This is a genomic window from Enterococcus sp. C65, from assembly GCF_040887165.1.
Classification (GTDB): Bacteria; Bacillota; Bacilli; order Lactobacillales; family Enterococcaceae; genus Enterococcus_B; species Enterococcus_B hirae.
Genome location: NZ_JBFOFG010000011.1, coordinates 1 through 18,042, shown reverse-complemented (window position 1 = coordinate 18,042; position 18,042 = coordinate 1). Strand labels below are relative to the sequence as shown.

Sequence of the window (18,042 nt, the reverse complement as noted above, 5' to 3'; positions counted from 1 at the left end):
AGAATCGTATTTCCCTAAATAGTACCTCTTCAGGCTTATGATTCGCCTATTATAAATAATTGACTAAACAATAAGCAGTAGTGACAATGTTTGCTTATTCAGAACGTGACTGTTCAAATTAATTTTTTAACTCTCTTACAGAAGACTGATTTTTTCCTGCTTCCTTCATCTCATTTAGATTATTAGCCTTATTTGTAGACTGATTCATTCGCTCCTCTAGTGTTTGAATTTTTATTACAGGGTGACTATTGGGCGTTTGAGGTGATTTATTTGTTAGAGATTGATCCCTGATTTCCTTGGGAATTGGTATTGATTGAATACCAGCGGACTTCTCCTGATTTAGACTATCAGCCACATTTGTAGACTGATTCATTTGCTCCTCGAATGTTTGATTTTTTATTACAAGGGGCGTTTTGGTTTGTTTATCTGTTAGAGAGTGATTACTGATTCCGAGAGGTGTTAATGTTGGTTCAATACCTGCAGACTTTTCTTTAGGTTGCTCCTTTTTTCTCTCTGGTTCCTTTACTGAATTACTTATTAGAGACTGATTACTTGTTCCCTGAGGCATTGGAGTTGGTTCAACATCTATATTCAGTTCTTTAAGTTGCTTCATTTCCTGTCTATGTGAGTGTAATTTCTCGAAACTCTCAACTAGTCTTTTAATTTTCCCTCGATTCTGTTGGTGTTCTGAGTCTTTATTAAGATACCCTGCCGTGTATTTAGGATTTATATTTTTAAATACACCAGATGAATATACCAAGAAAGACAAAACAACCTGGGAACAACAATGCTCATCCTTGATTAGTAATTCTTCAATCTGTCGATTCACATCAGACACTAATAGGTTATTCGGACTTACGTAAGTATTTATAAACTGCTTAATCTTATCGCTTTCCTGTTGCCACCACTCCCTTTCGAATGGAGTCAGCACCTGATTAAGATTCTTAAAATATTTATTATTGTTACCCTCAACTTCATTAATCGTTACCTTCTTAAGATCAACAGAAACTAAAGGAATTTGTTTGCTACACTCGTCAATGACACTTTTTAATTTGGGATATGTATGTATAAAATGTTGTATCTTTTCTTTTTGATTAAGGATATTTGAAAATTGCTCCTCTATACTAAGTCGATCATCTCTAAATTCGTACACCTCAATCACACTATATTTCATTTGTTTTTTAATTTCTTCTTTTTTATTATTTAAATCTTTTTGAAACGTCTCAATTACTTTATTGACTCTGACTTGTTTTGTATTTTTTTTATTTTTTATCTTCAATAAACTATTTTTAATCTTATTTATTACAACTTGGGATTCACTTTGCCGCTTTTTTTCATCCATTGATAAACATTTTTCCGTCCAATTGATGACATCCGATTCAGTAAAATTAATATTTTGTGAACGAAGTGCTTCTTTAATTGATTGAAGAAGAGACTCAGCTTGTGAAAGGTCCTTGGTTTCCTTTAATAGTCCTTCTCCGTCATCCCCAAACCTTTTTTTTAAATCAGTTACATCACTTGAATTTCCCCATTCTCTACTCATTACAGAATAAATGACTGTTGATAAAGTCTCTCCCTCCTTTTTTTGCTGGAGTGCTTCTTCGATTTTTGGAAGTATTTCTTTTTTTGTCTGATAATCTTGTAATAGATTTAATACTTTTTCCCTATCCGAACGATTCGAACAATCAATTCTTTCTTCACTTAGTGTATGATTAATCGTTTCCAGTATTATAGGAAAAAGGTAATCTACTTTTTGTTTTTTTAAATCTTTTCTTACTTCCCCCACTATATCAAGAGCTTTTATTTTATCAGTAGGGGCAAGTATTATAGTTTGTGCTTTTTCTCCCATTTCCATGCTTATTGCGGATATTCTTAAGATCACTTCTTTTTCATTCAAAATTTTGTTTGTTTGAATCTTATCCTCTTCATTTAAATAAGTACTTAATTGATTATTGACTTGTTCAAAGTTTTTTTCCGTCCAGTTTGGGTAATTAACTTTTAACTGAAGCATAATCGTTGCGATCTGCTCGGGTTTTAATTGCTTGAGATAGTCATTGTTCGCCATTTTATTATCAATTGATCGAAGTCCATTCATGTATCGCTGATTTTCGATTTCACTCAGATCTTTTTTCATCATTTCCGATAAGGAACTATTTTTTTTTGCTTCTGTCTCCTTTAATTCTTCTTTAAATGCCTGAACTGTTTCAAATTTGTGCCATTGATTTTCACCAAAAACAAGTCTCCCTAAATAGGATAACTGTTTTTTTGACTCTGGGGAATTCAATAATCTATAGAATCTATCAAATCGGTCTATTTTTGCCCCACTATTCAATAAATCTTCTAATTGATCCCCTAAATCTAATCGATTTTCTTTTTTTAGTTTTTCGATGATACTTTTTTTATAAAATTCTAAACGGTCCGTTTCTTTGAAGGAAGTATTGACATGTTGCCTAACAGACTCTTTTACTAATGTGGACTGAGACTCAACATAAATTTGTGTCATCACCTCAACTGTTCCTTGTTCTTCTCCTCTTAATATTTCATCATACTTTACAGCCAACTCTGGGGTTACTTCTTTAGCAATCAAATAAACGAGCTCTTGATCAAGGATTCTTTTTTTTGTGATTATGGTACTTTCTTTTATATTTATTTTTTTAAAATATGGAATGCTATTACCAATAAACGGCGAATCACTATGATTTGTAGCTATAGAAATATATGTTTTTTTTTCAGCTTCTGATAAATTCTTTCTTTGGAGAAGTTTAGAAATTATTTTATCATCTCTCAAAAAGTCAAAAAACCATTTATACTTATCATCAGGGTCAGGCATCATTCCAAAAAATCCATCAATTACGATTTCTTTACATCCTTCTTCATAATCTAGCTCCATATTGACTAATTGTTGGTATTTTACACTGCCCTCGTTTAATAGTTCAAATGTACGAGCTAAAATATCCTCTTTGACTTTAGCTGAGTCCATGCCATATTGTAATTCTATACATATCTCTTTAATTTTTTTCTCGATTTCATCTGTCGATAATTTTATTTTATTAATACTAAACAAAACATTCTCATGAAAAAATTTATCACCATCCACAGATAAACTATTAGTTAAAGATGTTAATAAGTTGAGCTGTTCTGTCAGATTTCTAGTTGGAACCATTAGAAGATCAAAAAGATGAATCTGATTTATTACATTATCAGAATTTTGTTGAAAATAGAGACAAGATTCCACGATCTCTCTCGTTATTACTCTCTCTTGTTTCAGCATCATTATCAGCTCATCAAGAGTTTCAAATCTGTTAATTGCCGTCCCCCCTCTTAATGTATCCAGTAATTGCTGATAGTCTGCAGTTATTTTGTAAGGGAATTTATTCAACACTGCTTTCATTTGGTGGTATCCTTCACTTGTTTTGTCCGAAAACCGTTCCATTTCCATAAGAATTGTATTTTTTACCTTCTCTTGATTCATTTTTACCATCCTTTACATTTTTTTGTTATAGCATCCGTGGCTTGTCTGTTTTGCTAGACATTCATATCTAGCCTGAATCATAAGAATTAAGGATTGTTCCTTTTATGTACATTCAATCAAATCTTAAACTTCATTAGTATTTTTTACTCCAACTTGTTTCATAACCGCCTCCTTCAGATTAACTTTTTTCTTACAACAGTGATTCTATCCATTGCATTCATCTTTATTACTGTCATTCACTCCTAAAAAAAGGTTTCTCCTTTCAAAAAAACCAGTTATTTTATAATCCCTGCACACGATGATACAATGAACTGAAAGCTATTATATCAGTATTATGATTGTAAACAAACAAAAATAGATATAAACATGCGTTATAAAAAAACGCTTAGAAACATTGGCTCTAAGCGCTAAAACTATGGATTGTCATAAAAAAACTTCTGAATATTTCTCGTTAAAAAATATAAGCGTTTGCAATTCTGTCGTCAAATCAATGTATTGAATATTCACATGCTTGGGTACGATCACTCGGTCAGGAGCAAAGTTTAAGATCGCTGATACGCCACCTTTCACAATTTCATCGATTGCTGACTGGGAGTGTTTACTTGGAACCGTTGAAATCGCAACTGTTACTTTTTCTTTTTTGACGATTTCGCCAAACTGTTCGATTGGATAAATAAATTGACCATCGATTTCTTGGTTGACGATTTTAGGGTCATTGTCAAATACACAGACGATATTCAAATTTTCATTTCTTCTAAAATTATTGTGCTTTAAAGCTTTCCCTAGATTCCCATACCCAACTAAGGCAATTCGTTTTTCCTCTTCCGTCTTTAAGATCCGATCAAATACTTCGATCAGATAAGGCACTTCATAACCATAGCCACTGCGCCCCAATTCACCTAAATATGAAAAATCTCTACGGATCGACGCAGAAGGTACTTGGGTGATTTGACTAAATTCATTTGATTTAATCCGCTTCACACCTGAATCATTGAGCATTTTTAAATAACGTAAATATAAAGGTAGTCTTTTAGCTGTTGCTTTTGGTAAAACCGCTATTTTTTCTCCCATCTTCAAACTCCTTTGTTAATTTCTTCACATAGTCAGTTTATCATTTATCCTCTCTTAGAGCAACAAGACTGGGACAAAAATTGTCTCAGTCTCTACTAGTATCTCTAAAAACGAATAAACGGTGAGACAAAAGTAGCATCTTCGGAAATAAGCCGAAATTGACCAAAAATTTGAGAATCAATTTTCGGAAATTCCTTCTTATTTCTTGATGCTGAACACTTTTGTCTCAACCTCAAATAAGTGTAAGAACAAATAAAAAGTAATGTTTTTAAAGTATGTTTTATTAAACATAAAAAAACGGTTCAATCTACTTTCTTATTCTTGTCAAAGCTCCACGATAATTTCAAGACTCTTATAACAAATCAGCAAATTCTTCTACTTGTTCAGCTTCGGTAGCTGTATGGATCGTTTCCATTTTTAAACCAGAAAGAGCTCGTTCGATCATTTCTTCGATTGGTAAACGTTCTTCGTATTGATGAACTTTATCAAGGCGTGGTCGAGTCTTTGGTTGAGGTGGGGCAAAAATCGTACAGCAATCTTCAAATGGTTGGACTGAAAGCTCAAAGGTATCGATTTGTTCAGCTACTTCAATGATTTCTAATTTATCCATCGTAGCAACTGGACGAATGATAGGCGTATTCGTTACTTCATTGATAGCAACCATGCTTTGTAAGGTCTGCGAAGCTACTTGTCCTAAAGACTCCCCATTAAGGATAATCAAACCATGGCGTAATCGGCGGATCTCATCCGTTAATCGCAGCATCATCCGTCGAGTAATCGTCATCCAGTACCCTTGTGGAATGTTTTTCTTGATTTCTTCTTGGATCTCAGTAAACGGTACCTCGATAAACTCGATTTTACCGACATAAGGAGTCAATTTTGCTGTTAAATCTTTTGCTTTTTGTAATGCTTGCTCACTCGTGTAAGGTGGACTAGCAAAGTGGACCGCTTCAATTTCGACACCACGCTTCATAGCAAAATAACCAGCCACAGGTGAATCGATTCCACCAGACAACATCAACATGCCTTTACCGCTTGTTCCCACTGGCAACCCGCCTGCTCCTTTAATCGTTTCATAGGATAGGTAAGCAGCATCTCGACGGATTTCTACCCGTAGTGGAATATCTGGTTTACGCATTTGTGCTTCTATATCAGGGAAGATATCTACCACCGCATTTCCTAACGTTTGATTTAATTCATTACTTGTTAATTCAAAGTCGTGGTCACTACGTTTCGCAATAATTTTAAAGGTTTCTTTTCCTGTATAGACTTCTTTCATGATAGCTTGAACTGCATCTTTTAACTTTTGAACATCTTTTTCGATTCGAATACTTGGTGAGAAATTTTGGATACCGAAAATTTTAGCCAATTTAGGTATAACTAACGCACTATCAGCACCATTTAACAGTAGGTGCATCCGGTCACGATCAGCATGGATCTTGATTTCGGGAAAATCACTCAATGCTTGACGAACATTTTGAGCAAGTTGCATAATAAAACTTTTACGGTTTTTTCCTTTTGTTGACAGTTCACCATAGCGGACCATGATTTCACTATATTTCACAAAAACACTCCTTATTGATTAATTGATGGTTGAAAATTTCTTATATAATTGTTTAAAAATGATCATAAATTGTTCTACTTCTGCCATAGAATTACTTTCATCTAAACTAATGCGAACAGCTGACGTAGCTAAATCATCAGGCACATGCATGGCATGCAACGTGCTACTTGCAAGGTGTTTACGAGAAGAACAAGCACTAGTTGTAGAAATAAATATTTGTTTTTCTTCTAACGCATGAACAAGGACTTCTCCTCGAATCCCTTTGAGTGAAAAACATAAGATATGTGGTGCATAATCTTCTCCCTCTGAAAAAATAGTCACTTTTTCATAGGCTTTCAAAGCGTTGATCAATGCCTCTTTTAAATGTTTGGTGTGATCTGGCTTTTGAAGTTTTCGATCCAGTGCAATTCGTAAGGCTTTCGCCATTGCGACAATCGCAGGAACATTTTCTGTTCCACTTCGCTGATTTTTTTCTTGGCCACCGCCATTAAGAAGCGGTGCTAAACGTCGTCCCTTCTTCCAATAAATAAAACCTATACCCCGTGGTCCATGAAATTTATGAGCTGAAAACGTCGCAAAATCAACTCTTTCGGTCAGCCATTCAGATAAAGAAACTTTTCCGATTGCTTGCACAGCATCCACATGAAAATGGATTTTAGGGTATTCTTTTAGCAACTCACTGATTTCTAAAATTGGTTGGATTGATCCAATTTCGTTATTGACTGCCATGATTGAAACCAACACCGTGTCTTTACGAATTAGTTTCTTCAATTCATCAACAATGACAAATCCTTGATTATTTACTGGCGCTATACTAACTTCTACCCCTAGAGATTTAAGTTGTTCAGCTGTTTCACTTACAGCAGGATGTTCTATCCCAGAGATGATCATGTGGTTTCCATATTCACGTTTTTCAATCATCGTCCCTTTAAGTACCCAATTATCGCCTTCTGTCCCACCAGAAGTAAAATAAATTTCATCTGGAGTAACAGTGATCAGCTCAGCAATTTGTTTTCTAGCTTGTTGTAACAAACGGTTTGCTTGATTGCCTAAATCATGCAAACTTGACGGATTCCCAATAATCCGCTGACTTGTCTTTATATAGGCATCTAAACTTTGCGGAAAGATTGGGGTTGTCGCACTATTATCAAAATATATCATAAGAAACCCCTCTTTTTTGAAATTCTTTACTATTATAACGGTTGTCCCAATTGCTTTCAAGAGGAGGTTGTTTTTTCAGAAAGTTTCGTGTAATTGAACACGAAAAAAGACAACACTTGGTGGATTGACCAGTGTTGCCTTTTTAGTTAGTTTTATTAAACTAAATCAGGATTCTTAAAATAAAAATCTTCAATTCTCTTGAAAGCACCAGGTTCAACACGTTCGAGTGCTGTACCGATCTCGTCCAAAGCTTCTTGATAATGATGTTCCTTATTGAATAAGTAATAACTTTTATCAATTGCTTCTCTGATTTCTTCATGTGTGTGGCGATAACGATTTGCATACTGTAGCATTTGTTCTGTCAGTGCTGCAGCATCCACTAAATCATGCGTTTTCTTATCAAGTAAGTCTAAATCTTCTTCACATAACGTAACTAAGCGATTGACTTCTTCCATATTGACTCTGATTTTATTTAGCACGATACTTAGCTCTTCAATCCGATCAGTTGCCACAAAGAAAAATTCTAAATAATCATTTGGTAGACCAGGCAAACGTTGTTGTTCCACAAAACGTTTTAAATTACGCAATTTAAATTCGAAAGTATCGATTTTTTCTTGCGCTTCTTTTTCACCTTTTCTTAACTCGTGTAGTGAGTCATCGATTTCAACTTGTTGGTTTTCGATATCTTCTAAAACTTTGAATACTTTTTTATAGAAAGTCCGTACTTCAGAATATGGTAGCAAGTGTTGCTGGATTTGTGGTTTCATCTGTTCGTTTTGACGTTCGATTTCTTCCACTTCTGTTTGGAATCCGCGTACTCGACCAATTTCATTATGATTCAACGCATAACTTTGAGCAGTATGATCTAACTCAATCAATAATTGACGATTGTTTTTTGTGGCATGTTTGATGTATTGTTCAATGGTTGCTTGATTGGTTGTGACATAATTTTGGGCTTCCATTTCCCGCTCTAGAATGTCGTAGAGCGAATCAATCATACTAGCAGTTTCACGATTCTCGAATTCAACCGTTTCAACTTCTGTTTTTTCAAGATTTGCTAATGAACTTTCAATACGATGGCTTACTTTTTCAATCTCACCAACAAGATCTTCTTCTGGGAAAACATATTGTTCCTGCATCAATTTTTCATAAGTTTGCTGGATTTCTTCCAGTTGTTCTGGGAAAGTAGTGTTCAAATCTTCAAATAGCGGCGGAACTTTTTTCATCAAAGCTTCAACTTCATACGTATGTTTTTCTGCTTTATCCAAAACTTCTCGAGCTTCAACAGGATCACCTGAAGTATTCAATGCAACAAATTGCGTGAATTCATTTTCGATCATCTTGACTTGCTTTTGTAATTCAGGAAACGCAGGACCGTATTCTTGCTCATCTTCTCTGATTGTTTCTTTCAGTTCTTCATAGACATCCAAAGCTTGCTGAACCGCTAGTGAATTACGTTCTTCTGTTTCACGTAACTCTTTTAGTCCATCACGAATCTCAGAAACTTTCTTTTCCATTTGGTCCATGGTTTTTTCTGCTTCGATCACAGCTTTTTTACCTTTTAAAAATCGGAAACTCTCATTAAGATTTTCTACTTCAAAAATTTGACTTTCTAACTCAGCAAACGAGGAAGTGGATATGTCATTCCATTTTTGACTCCATTCACGAAAGGTATTTTGGCTTTGCCCCACCAGATGCATTTTTTTAACATCATCGACTTCTTCAATCACAGGCAAGTCGAATAATTCTTCCTTGCGCTTTTCCAAGGCGTCCAATCGATCTTGGTTTTTTTTCTTCATATAGTAACTAACCAAAAAGACGACTAGGGCGACTATAATGATTGCTATGACGATTCCGATGATAACATTATTTCCCATTTAAGGTACCTCCGTTTTCAATATGCATCTATTTTTTATGCTTAGTTAAATAATTTGTGTGCATAAAACAATAAATACGTCTTCCGTGCAAAAGACATCTATTGTAAATTATAACACACAATTTTTAAGCATTCACTAACTTCATCGAAAATCTTTTATTCCTACCTAGAAAATAGCATAACCAGTATGAAACGCCGGTTTATTTTGGTTTGTTTCGTCTATTCAAGACTGTTTCTTTCGAGTCGCTTGAGCGATTTGCCGTTGAATTTCTTTGGCGATCTTAGGTTCAGGGGCACACTGCTCTTCCCAGTTATCAGGTTTTAATACCTTACTCGTGACCGGATGATAATGTGGTTTACCATCTGGGAATAATTTCCCCATGTTTGCTTGGTGAACGATCTCAAATATCTTCGTAGGATCAACACCCAATAATGAAAAAGAACCATAAGTAAAATATAAAAGATCGGTTAAAGCATCGACTTGCTCGATCAAAGGTGCTTGTCCCCATTCTTTTTTAGTCAACATTTTTTGTTCTGCTTTCTCTAATGCTTCGTGAAGAGCTGTTACTCCTTCGTGTAATTGTTCCTGATCTCCCTGACAATTGGCCGCAATCAATTCGACTAATTCTTCGATTTTAAATTCTGCACGATAAATGGCTGCTTGTTTCGAAAATGCAGTCGGTACATCAGGTGAACGAGGATCAAAAATTTTATGAAACTCTTCTACTTGTTGAAAGGGTGTTTTCTCAGACATCTTTTTCTACCTTCTTTTCTTACTTCTCTTAACATTTTTACTGAAGTCTAGTCTATCAACTGTTTTAGTAAATCAAACCATAATGCTTCAGTCCTTGATAAATTCCGTCTTTTTCATTGGTATCCGTCACATAATCAGCAGCTTGCTTAACTTCTTTTTGAGCATTCCCCATAGCAACCCCGATTCCGACACCTTCCAGCATCTCAATGTCGTTATAATGATCACCAAATGCCATGATCTCGGTCATTTCGATCCCCATGTCTTTGGCAAAGGCTGCAATTCCTGAAAGCTTTGAGCCACCTTTTGGAATGATATCAACGGTATACGCATTGGACCGTTGAAAGCTGCACTCCGGAAACCGCTCTTCTAATTTTTCTTGTTCTGATTCCTGACTCAATAAAATACATTGGTAAATTGGTTCATCAAGAATCTCCAGTGCCTCATATCGCTTTTTCTGTCGATGTGGGCTAAACATTTGCAGTCCTTTTTTCATCAATCGAACGGGAAATTTTTTTGGTAATAAACTAACTAAACGTTTGATTAAAATCGACTGTCCTAATAGCATCGTGGTCGAACCAGCTAGTTGATCTCTTCCACCAAAAATGATCTGGCGATGGTTCTTATCAGCATATTCCACGATCTTACTTAAAACGACTTGATCAAATGGTTGATCTACAATCGTTCGTTCGGCAGTAAATACCAATTGTCCATTATAGACAACATACATATCTAATTCCAATTCATCAATCACTTCTTTGATTTTAACTGGACTCCGCCCAGTTGCTACACCACACAATATCCCATTTTTTCTAGCATAGCTAATCGCACGTTTAGTCGAAGCAAGTGCTTTTGAACGGTCGTTGACTAATGTGCCATCAATATCAAAAAAAATTGCTTTGATCATTCAACGCTCCCTCTCTAAAATAAATCCATTTGTTGTGGGTTTAAGCCTTCCGGTTTTATTTTTAATATTTTTTGTAAAGCTAACGCATTTTCTGCAGCATCTCCACCAGAATTGTTGTTAAAGATAATTCCGATTTCTTTCGTTTTTGAGCTAACAGAGTCAATAGCAGTTGCTAGTTCTCTCAGTTCCTGCTCAGAATAGCGATAAAGAGTTCTTTTTTTACGCCAATCTTTATCATTGGCCTGCCAACCTTGAGCATTTCTTCCGTGAAACCTGAAAAGAGCAAAGTCTGGATTCGTGATGAATGGGTCAAAAGGAACTGTTGTGTTTAACAACTGTGGTTCATCAATTACTGCCAAAGAAAATTCTGCTCGAGTCATGAAGCTTCTCGTGCGCTCAACGAATTCCTCGCTGTACCACGAAAAGTCCCGAAGTTCGATTGCTACCGGATAGCCAGCAAACCATTTTCGAAGCTTACGTAGGTATTGTACACTTTCCTTGGTGCATTTAAAGGAAGCTGGAAATTGGACTAAAAAACAAAAAAGCTTGTTCGCATCACTCATTGGTTTCATTACTTCCAGAAATTTAGCAATCATTTCTTCTTCTGTTTGATAATATTTTTCCCAGTCTCTTTGACCACTAATCCCTTGATACGCCTTAACAACAAAACGAAAATCATTTGGAACCTCTTGCACCCATTTTTCTACCGAAGTTCGTCTTGGGATTCCATAGTAAGCTGTATCAAGCTCCACTAATGGCAAATATCTAGCATACTCATAAAGTGTGTTATTCTTTTTTCCAGTCAATTTATCATGTTCTTTAAATGAGGTTAATCCGATTCGTATCATTTCAAGCCACCTTTGCTTTTCCATCCAAAAATCAACTATGTATAGTGAGATTTACTACTCATTGCTCAATGCCACGGATAGCAAAACTCTTTCATATAGTATACAATAAGCGTTAAAGCCTATGCAAAATTATATGTAAGGAAGTCCGAAAAAAAATGAAAAAAATTCTAATTTTACACACTGGCGGAACGATTGCCATGAGAGAAAATCTTTTAACTGGTGGAGTGAGTCCTGATGTTGTGAATCCTTTGCTAGATGCTGAAATTGAAATTCCAGAAGATGTTGATTTAGTAATAGAAGATATCTTTAATCTTCCTTCACCTCATATCATGCCTAAACATATGTTAATTTTAAAAAATCGGATTAATGAAGCCTATCATTTGGGGTTTGACGGTGTTGTAATCACTCATGGAACAGATACGTTAGAAGAAACCGCCTTTTTCTTAGACACGACGATTGGAGATAAACTGCCGATCGTACTAACTGGCGCTATGCGATCCAGCAACGAATTAGGGAGCGATGGGCTGTACAATTTCGAGAGTGCTATTCGAGTCGCTAGTTGTAAGGAAGCAAATGGAAAAGGTGTATTGGTCGTAATGAACGATGAGATCCACTCCGCACGTTACGTGACCAAAACCCACACGACAAATGTTGCCACTTTTCGTACACCCACATTAGGTCCAATTGGTCTAGTAACAAAACATCGGATCTTATTTATGCAAGAATTACTAGAAACTACACGCTTAGATATCACTTCAGTCAATGGTACGATCCCAATCGTTAAGGCTTATGCGGGGATGCAAGGTGATCTATTAGAAGCTATCGCCCATACCAAAGTAGATGGCCTAGTGATCGAAGCTTTAGGAGCTGGCAATTTACCACCACAAGCTGTAACAGCTTTGAAAAAATTATTAGTACAAAAAATCCCAGTGGTCTTAGTTTCCCGGTGTTTTAATGGGATAGCAGAACCTGTTTATGACTACGAGGGTGGCGGAAAAGAATTAGCAAACATGGGGATTATTTTTTGTAATAGCATCAATAGCCAAAAAGCTCGCATCAAACTACTGATTGCCTTGAATCACGGGTTAAAAGATCAATCATTGATTTCGTTTATTACTCAATAAGTTATAGCTAAATCACATACGAAAATTCCTGACATTAAAATTCCGTTCTAAAAAAATCCAGAGTTCGTTTAGCAATTGAACCAATTTTGCGCATTCTTTTTTCAATCATGGAAGGTTATCGATCCTTACCTATTACTGGATATCCAAAAGTCTTATTTCCATGTTAGAATGTCCAAAAGTATGAACACCTAAAGAATTCTTTATTATTCAGCACTTCGGCAATCAATCAAAAAAGCTCAAAACAGTTTTGTTTTGAGCTTTTTCCGCTTGTTGTTCCTGCTTATTTCCCAGAGCTAGACACTTCTGCGACAACTTCTTTCCGATTGGAACATCGTTTGCTATTAGCTGTTTATTTATTTTTCCAAGTGATATTTGCTTCACAATAGAGTTGTTCTTGCATTCTGATTTCATGTCTTGTTTTCACACCATGTTCCATCTCTACTTGTTCATAATGACTTTCAATTTCATTGCCATATTCCACTTCTTTGTCAAAACGGATCAAAACTTTTTCTGGTACATATGTCGTCAAGAAATCATAGCCTAAGACATCAATAATCCAGTTGAAATACATGGCATTGTTCACATGTTGGTTACTATCGATATCATAGAAACGCACGCGATAAGGTAACATCATGCCCGATTCGATCTTTTCTATTTTTTCTTGCCGTTTGATTTTTTTGATTTTTTCGCTTTCAAACGGCGCAATAATTTCCTCATTGACACTACTCATTTTCCGATTCACAAAATCCATTAATACAAAAACTGATTCTATTTTCACCAGTTCTGTGCCTTCTTCATCATGAATCCAAAAATTACGATAACAAAAGAATTTATTGTACTCCATGGCTTGTGTTGTTATAGAAATCGTCTCTCCTACTTTTGGCAAACGAGTGATTGTCATTGAATAATTGGTAATGACCCAAGTCAGTCCAAAACTATTGACAAATTTACTACCACAATCAAGCGCATCACTTTGATCTTCCGATGTCTTGATCACGATTCCTAACATTGATGGAAATGTCATGGTCTGATTAATGTCACATTCATAATATGAAACTTCATGTTTTTTTGTATATCTCTTTGCCAAAAAAACACCCTCCTCTTATCTTTTCGCTAATAATTGATCCACTTGTGAACCATAACTTTCCCCAAACATATTTAGATGGGCTAACAAATAATATAACTGGTAAATCGGCAATCGCTTTTCCCAATTTTTTTCCAAAGGATAGACCATTTGATAACTTTGTAAAAACTCTGGACGAAACCCACCAAACAGCTGGCTCATAGCTATGTCCTGCTCACGATCACCGTAAGAAACGGCTGGATCAACGAAGACTGGTTCTCCTTGCTGATCAAAGAACACATTACCACTCCACAAGTCGCCATGCAAGAGGCTAGGGACAATCTTTTTATCACTAAAGTTTTCTAACACGTATTGCTTAAAAGAAATAAATGTTTCTTGGCGGTTTTGATTCCAATGGTTGTTTTTTTGTGCCAAAGCAATTTGACTTTCTAGACGATTTTTAAAGAAGAAAAGCCACCAATCTTCTTCCACATGATTGAATTGCGGAACGGTCCCTAAATAGTTATCCTTTCGATACCCAAATTGAGGAGCGGTTACCTTGTGCAATTTCGCCAAAGAAACGGCTAGATCTTTTTGATCTCCTTTGCCAGGTTCGATCCATTCCATCAAAAGATAGGCACCATCTTTTTGTTCACCCAGCATGTAAGTTTCAGGTACTCGAACGTAGGGAGCTAGTTCTTTTAACCCATCCACTTCCGCTTCAAAAAAAGACTTTCCAATATTAGGATGAAGCTTTAAGAAATATGATTTATTTTGCTCTTCAATTCGATACGTTTGATTAACGTCCCCACCAGTGATAGGTATCACTTTGCCTTCTAATTGGATTTCTGCTAACACCGACTGAATATTCATCTCTACTCCTCCTTACATGCTTTTCCAACCTATTTGTTAGCTATCATTATATCACAGAGAATCTAAAACAAAGAAAATGAGTCTAGTAACTCTTTGTTCAACAGTAAAAGTCCATTGCTCATATTTATAGACAAAAAAAGAGAGGCTTCTTTCAAAATTAGCAATCCTACTAATTTCGAAGACTAACCTCTCTTTCTTTCAATCCCTCATTTACTTTCTTTTTCAGTAATCTGAAACACCAATTCGTCTATTTTCTTCATACTTTGAGTAGAATCAGTTTTTTTAAGCCAATGCGCCCATTGGATCCCAAGGAGCTAAAACGATTGGTTCTTCATTGAAGGCTTGGAGTTGCTCTTTCGACAACAAATCTTTGCGAACAACGATTTGATACGTGTATTCGTTCATCCAATCGTCACTCATTACAAAAAATCCTTTATTGCCAACTTTTTCTCCCCAGCTATTTTCGACTTTCCATTTCGTTGATTTACCATCAACAAGATCGACTCCCGTCAATACCATCGCGTGGGTCATTAAGCTTTCACCATAATCTAAACGTTGTGCTTTAGTCATCGTAAAATCTACATCGAATAAGTCATCCATGTCGTAAACATCCAGTGCCATGACCCCACTATCTCTAGTTGAAGATTGTCCGACATCACAACCAAACCAAACAGACTCTCCTTGTTCCAGTTGGGCAATAGCCAACTGTTTAAACGTTGACATATCTACGTTCAAATAACGAACTTCTTTCCCGCCAACCACATTCCCTAACATTTCTACAGTGTAAGAACGATCAAAAGGTTTGTCTTTTGTCGGTGCATTGATGATGCTAACGTAATCATCTAGTTTTACACCAATATATTTATCATAAAAGAGTTGAGGTGTAAGCTGTTGGTCAATATGATAATTGTTTTCTTCGTCACGGTATTCAAAATCAAATTCTTTTGGTGGTGTTCCTAAGGAGATGGCTAAAAATTGATAGATTCCTTCTAGCATTTCCTCTTTTTTTGCTTGAATCGCTTCAGCAGTTTCACCACCGGCAATCATTTCACGTAAGACCGTCGCATCTTTACGCAACAATTTATTCAAGTAATTATTTAAATCTCGTGAATTTGAACTATTTGCACTTTCTGGCATAACAGATTTAGGAACTACACCATATTTCTGGAAGAGGGAAACGATCATATCCCATTGTCCGCCATCTTGTTGTGGGGTTGTTAATAAAAAGGCTACTTTTCGGCTATCTAAGGCATCATTCCCTGTTGCGATAATATTTTCATAAAAATAATTAGCTTTTTCATATTTGTCCCAGAAAAACGTATAGTTTTGTGATAATTCAAATTCTTTCAAATGGAATTGATTGAGCAATTTATGTCGGAAAGTATTTAATGCTGCAAACATCCAGCAACGACCAGATTGTTTCTGATTTGAAACCTTTCCCGTTGATAAATCAATTGAAAAAACCGGTGTATTAGACACATGGGCAGCCACATTTTCAGCAGAAGCGGTGATCCCATTTTTTACTACCGCTCTTTGTAGAGCTTGTTGCTTGTTGTTTTCTTCAAAACCTTTTGCAAATTTTTTCGTCATTTCAGGTGTAATAGCTTTCATCCAATCATCCTTCCAATCAAAAATATATCTTTAATTCTACCCTTAAGTGGTTTGAAATACAACGACTCACTTTTAATCGTTACAACAAATCGACTGAATCCCCCTCACGACAACCCTTTTTTGTTATTCTCAAAAGTTTTTGAGAATAACAAAAAAACCACAGCTTAGAGGCTGTGGTTGAAGTACTCCGGCAGTAGGACTCGAACCTACGACATCATGATTAACAGTCATGCGCTACTACCAACTGAGCTATGCCGGAATCAAGTACATGTATATAATATCAATTTATCTTAAATAACGCAATACTTTTTTTACATATTTTTTTGTTTTTTCACAAAAATCACTGCACAAAATTTGTTATTTATACAATTTAGAATGATCATCCTATGAAACCAAATTTTTTTTGTTTTAGATATTGACAAAATTGATTATTTTCGTTATTCTATTACTTGTATTAAGAAATCATGCCGCTTTAGCTCAGTTGGTAGAGCGCTTCCATGGTAAGGAAGAGGTCGCCGGTTCAAGCCCGGCAAGTGGCTTACTTAGATAACGTAACCTGTTGTTTTAACAATAAGGTTACGTTGTTTTTTTATCTTCATTTTTTTAAATACTATATGATTTTATAGCTAATAAAACTAAGCTGTAATGAATAGATAGTTGTAAATAAACGTAAAGGACTAGAGTCTTAGATATAAATCTTACGTTTACTCTAATAACGAGTAAACAGTGTTCAATCAACCACTCCTTGCAATAAGCCTGAATTTTTCATAATATGAGAAGCTGTTTCAAGATCCCCATCCTTATTGGCCCTGCAATTACTCATCGCAGTTTCTACTTAGTGAGCGCTCAGATCAAAACGCTCTTTTCGCATCCTCTGATCTACGATGTTCCAAGTAGTATCGAAAATAAGCTGGAGAATCCAAAAAATAAGAAGAACTATTTTTGGATTCTCCAGCTTATTTCTCAGTGCTAAACACTGCTGTCACAACTGCATGTCTTTAAGGGCGTAAATCAACTAAAGGGACTTGGTTATCCAAAGTTCCACTAGGGGATTCAAGTTTAAAACTATTTAAACGGGGGTCTAAAGTTAACGTCATCGTTTCATCCATGTACATTTTTGAATAGTCTTTGATATAAATGGCTCCCATATCACTGTCAATCTTCATTGGATAGTCTGTTTTCTCTTGTTTGCTAGCTAATAACAATAGACGGAAGCTCGTATCTAACGAACACACACCCATCTTAGAATACTTACCCACACCATCATCTAGGTCAAGAATGATGGTGGCACCTTCTTGGATATACTTTTCTAATCTTTCCTGCGCTTTTTCAGAGATTTTTAAATACATATTACCTTCCACCTCCAACTCTCATTACCTTACGATGCTAGCACGTTTCTTTCTATGAAGCGAACCATCTGCTCAGTTCCCGCCTAAACTATTCCTTTTGTTAAAAGTTATCTTTTGAAATACCAGACTAATCGCATCCAGTAAGAAAAACCTATTGTTCAATCGCACTGATAAATTAACTAGTCCTATACTGTGCCCAAAATATATAAAGACAAAAAAACACGATAGAAATTCTATCGTGTCTAAATACTCCGGCAGTAGGACTCGAACCTACGACATCATGATTAACAGTCATGCGCTACTACCAACTGAGCTATGCCGGAATCACCTTGTTCGTTTTTTACAACGAACACACACATAAGATAAACTTAT

At 35.8% G+C, this 18,042-nt stretch carries 13 protein-coding genes and 3 tRNA genes; 2 read left to right on the top strand and 14 right to left on the bottom strand.

The window, feature by feature from the left end; translation table 11 throughout:
• Positions 1–118: 118 nt before the first annotated feature.
• The 8 genes from AB3I12_RS11810 to AB3I12_RS11775 all read right to left on the bottom strand — a co-directional run bounded on the left by AB3I12_RS11810 (position 119) and on the right by AB3I12_RS11775 (position 11,650).
• Positions 119–3,472: a hypothetical protein gene (locus AB3I12_RS11810; protein WP_063627455.1), complete on the bottom strand. Its 3,354-nt coding sequence runs from the start codon at positions 3,470–3,472 to the stop codon at positions 119–121.
• Positions 3,473–3,895: 423 nt separating this feature from the next.
• Positions 3,896–4,543, bottom strand: coding sequence for a redox-sensing transcriptional repressor Rex (locus AB3I12_RS11805; RefSeq protein WP_010718730.1), 648 nt, complete (start codon positions 4,541–4,543; stop codon positions 3,896–3,898).
• A 352-nt stretch (positions 4,544–4,895) separates the two neighbouring features.
• On the bottom strand, positions 4,896–6,107 hold the full coding sequence (gene thiI / locus AB3I12_RS11800; protein ID WP_010718731.1) for a tRNA uracil 4-sulfurtransferase ThiI: 1,212 nt from the start codon (positions 6,105–6,107) through the stop codon (positions 4,896–4,898).
• An 18-nt stretch (positions 6,108–6,125) separates the two neighbouring features.
• The gene (locus AB3I12_RS11795; protein WP_010738070.1) at positions 6,126–7,268 is read right to left on the bottom strand and encodes a cysteine desulfurase family protein; all 1,143 of its coding nucleotides are present in this window, start codon (positions 7,266–7,268) and stop codon (positions 6,126–6,128) included.
• Positions 7,269–7,423: 155 nt separating this feature from the next.
• On the bottom strand, positions 7,424–9,145 hold the full coding sequence (locus AB3I12_RS11790; protein ID WP_010718733.1) for a septation ring formation regulator EzrA: 1,722 nt from the start codon (positions 9,143–9,145) through the stop codon (positions 7,424–7,426).
• A gap of 222 nt (positions 9,146–9,367) precedes the next feature.
• A complete protein-coding gene (locus tag AB3I12_RS11785; protein WP_010738071.1) occupies positions 9,368–9,898 on the bottom strand; it encodes a haloacid dehalogenase in 531 nt (176 codons plus the stop codon).
• A gap of 64 nt (positions 9,899–9,962) precedes the next feature.
• Positions 9,963–10,802, bottom strand: a complete 840-nt coding sequence (locus tag AB3I12_RS11780; RefSeq protein ID WP_010738072.1) for a Cof-type HAD-IIB family hydrolase — start codon at positions 10,800–10,802, stop codon at positions 9,963–9,965.
• Positions 10,803–10,816: 14 nt separating this feature from the next.
• Complete coding sequence (locus AB3I12_RS11775) at positions 10,817–11,650, bottom strand: DUF72 domain-containing protein (protein ID WP_010738073.1); 834 nt, start codon at positions 11,648–11,650, stop codon at positions 10,817–10,819.
• A gap of 155 nt (positions 11,651–11,805) precedes the next feature.
• On the opposite strand from AB3I12_RS11775, the gene AB3I12_RS11770 reads away from it, so the two are divergent.
• Positions 11,806–12,774 carry an asparaginase gene (locus tag AB3I12_RS11770; protein ID WP_010718737.1) on the top strand — a complete coding sequence of 323 codons (969 nt, stop codon included), beginning with the start codon at positions 11,806–11,808 and terminating at the stop codon, positions 12,772–12,774.
• A gap of 349 nt (positions 12,775–13,123) precedes the next feature.
• On the opposite strand, the gene AB3I12_RS11765 is transcribed toward AB3I12_RS11770, so the two are convergent.
• The 4 genes from AB3I12_RS11765 to AB3I12_RS11750 form a co-directional block, all read right to left on the bottom strand.
• Positions 13,124–13,861: an acyl-ACP thioesterase domain-containing protein gene (locus AB3I12_RS11765; protein ID WP_063627456.1), complete on the bottom strand. Its 738-nt coding sequence runs from the start codon at positions 13,859–13,861 to the stop codon at positions 13,124–13,126.
• A gap of 15 nt (positions 13,862–13,876) precedes the next feature.
• On the bottom strand, positions 13,877–14,710 hold the full coding sequence (locus AB3I12_RS11760) for a fructosamine kinase family protein (protein ID WP_010718739.1): 834 nt from the start codon (positions 14,708–14,710) through the stop codon (positions 13,877–13,879).
• Between the two features lie 282 nt (positions 14,711–14,992).
• Positions 14,993–16,321: an aminopeptidase C gene (locus tag AB3I12_RS11755; protein ID WP_010718740.1), complete on the bottom strand. Its 1,329-nt coding sequence runs from the start codon at positions 16,319–16,321 to the stop codon at positions 14,993–14,995.
• 185 nt (positions 16,322–16,506) lie between these two features.
• Positions 16,507–16,580, bottom strand: a tRNA-Asn gene (locus AB3I12_RS11750).
• Between the two features lie 207 nt (positions 16,581–16,787).
• Between AB3I12_RS11750 and AB3I12_RS11745 the strand changes: the two genes are divergently transcribed.
• A tRNA-Thr gene (locus AB3I12_RS11745) sits at positions 16,788–16,860 on the top strand.
• Between the two features lie 459 nt (positions 16,861–17,319).
• Here the strand turns inward: AB3I12_RS11745 and AB3I12_RS11740 are convergent.
• Together AB3I12_RS11740 and AB3I12_RS11735 are read right to left on the bottom strand one after the other, a co-directional pair.
• On the bottom strand, positions 17,320–17,670 hold the full coding sequence (locus AB3I12_RS11740; RefSeq protein ID WP_010718741.1) for an iron-sulfur cluster biosynthesis family protein: 351 nt from the start codon (positions 17,668–17,670) through the stop codon (positions 17,320–17,322).
• A 249-nt stretch (positions 17,671–17,919) separates the two neighbouring features.
• Positions 17,920–17,993: transfer RNA gene (locus AB3I12_RS11735), tRNA-Asn, on the bottom strand.
• Between the last annotated feature and the right edge of the window lie 49 nt (positions 17,994–18,042).

Bases quoted from the DNA above. Each gene is read 5' to 3' on its own strand.
- AB3I12_RS11810 (WP_063627455.1), bottom strand. From the start codon at position 3,472: ATGAATCAAGAGAAGGTAAAAAATACAATTCTTATGGAAATGGAACGG.
- AB3I12_RS11805 (WP_010718730.1), bottom strand. From the start codon at position 4,543: ATGGGAGAAAAAATAGCGGTTTTACCAAAAGCAACAGCTAAAAGACTA.
- AB3I12_RS11795 (WP_010738070.1), bottom strand. From the start codon at position 7,268: ATGATATATTTTGATAATAGTGCGACAACCCCAATCTTTCCGCAAAGT.
- AB3I12_RS11790 (WP_010718733.1), bottom strand. From the start codon at position 9,145: ATGGGAAATAATGTTATCATCGGAATCGTCATAGCAATCATTATAGTC.
- AB3I12_RS11785 (WP_010738071.1), bottom strand. From the start codon at position 9,898: ATGTCTGAGAAAACACCCTTTCAACAAGTAGAAGAGTTTCATAAAATT.
- AB3I12_RS11780 (WP_010738072.1), bottom strand. From the start codon at position 10,802: ATGATCAAAGCAATTTTTTTTGATATTGATGGCACATTAGTCAACGAC.
- AB3I12_RS11775 (WP_010738073.1), bottom strand. From the start codon at position 11,650: ATGATACGAATCGGATTAACCTCATTTAAAGAACATGATAAATTGACT.
- AB3I12_RS11770 (WP_010718737.1), top strand. From the start codon at position 11,806: ATGAAAAAAATTCTAATTTTACACACTGGCGGAACGATTGCCATGAGA.
- AB3I12_RS11760 (WP_010718739.1), bottom strand. From the start codon at position 14,710: ATGAATATTCAGTCGGTGTTAGCAGAAATCCAATTAGAAGGCAAAGTG.
- AB3I12_RS11755 (WP_010718740.1), bottom strand. From the start codon at position 16,321: ATGAAAGCTATTACACCTGAAATGACGAAAAAATTTGCAAAAGGTTTT.
- AB3I12_RS11740 (WP_010718741.1), bottom strand. From the start codon at position 17,670: ATGTATTTAAAAATCTCTGAAAAAGCGCAGGAAAGATTAGAAAAGTAT.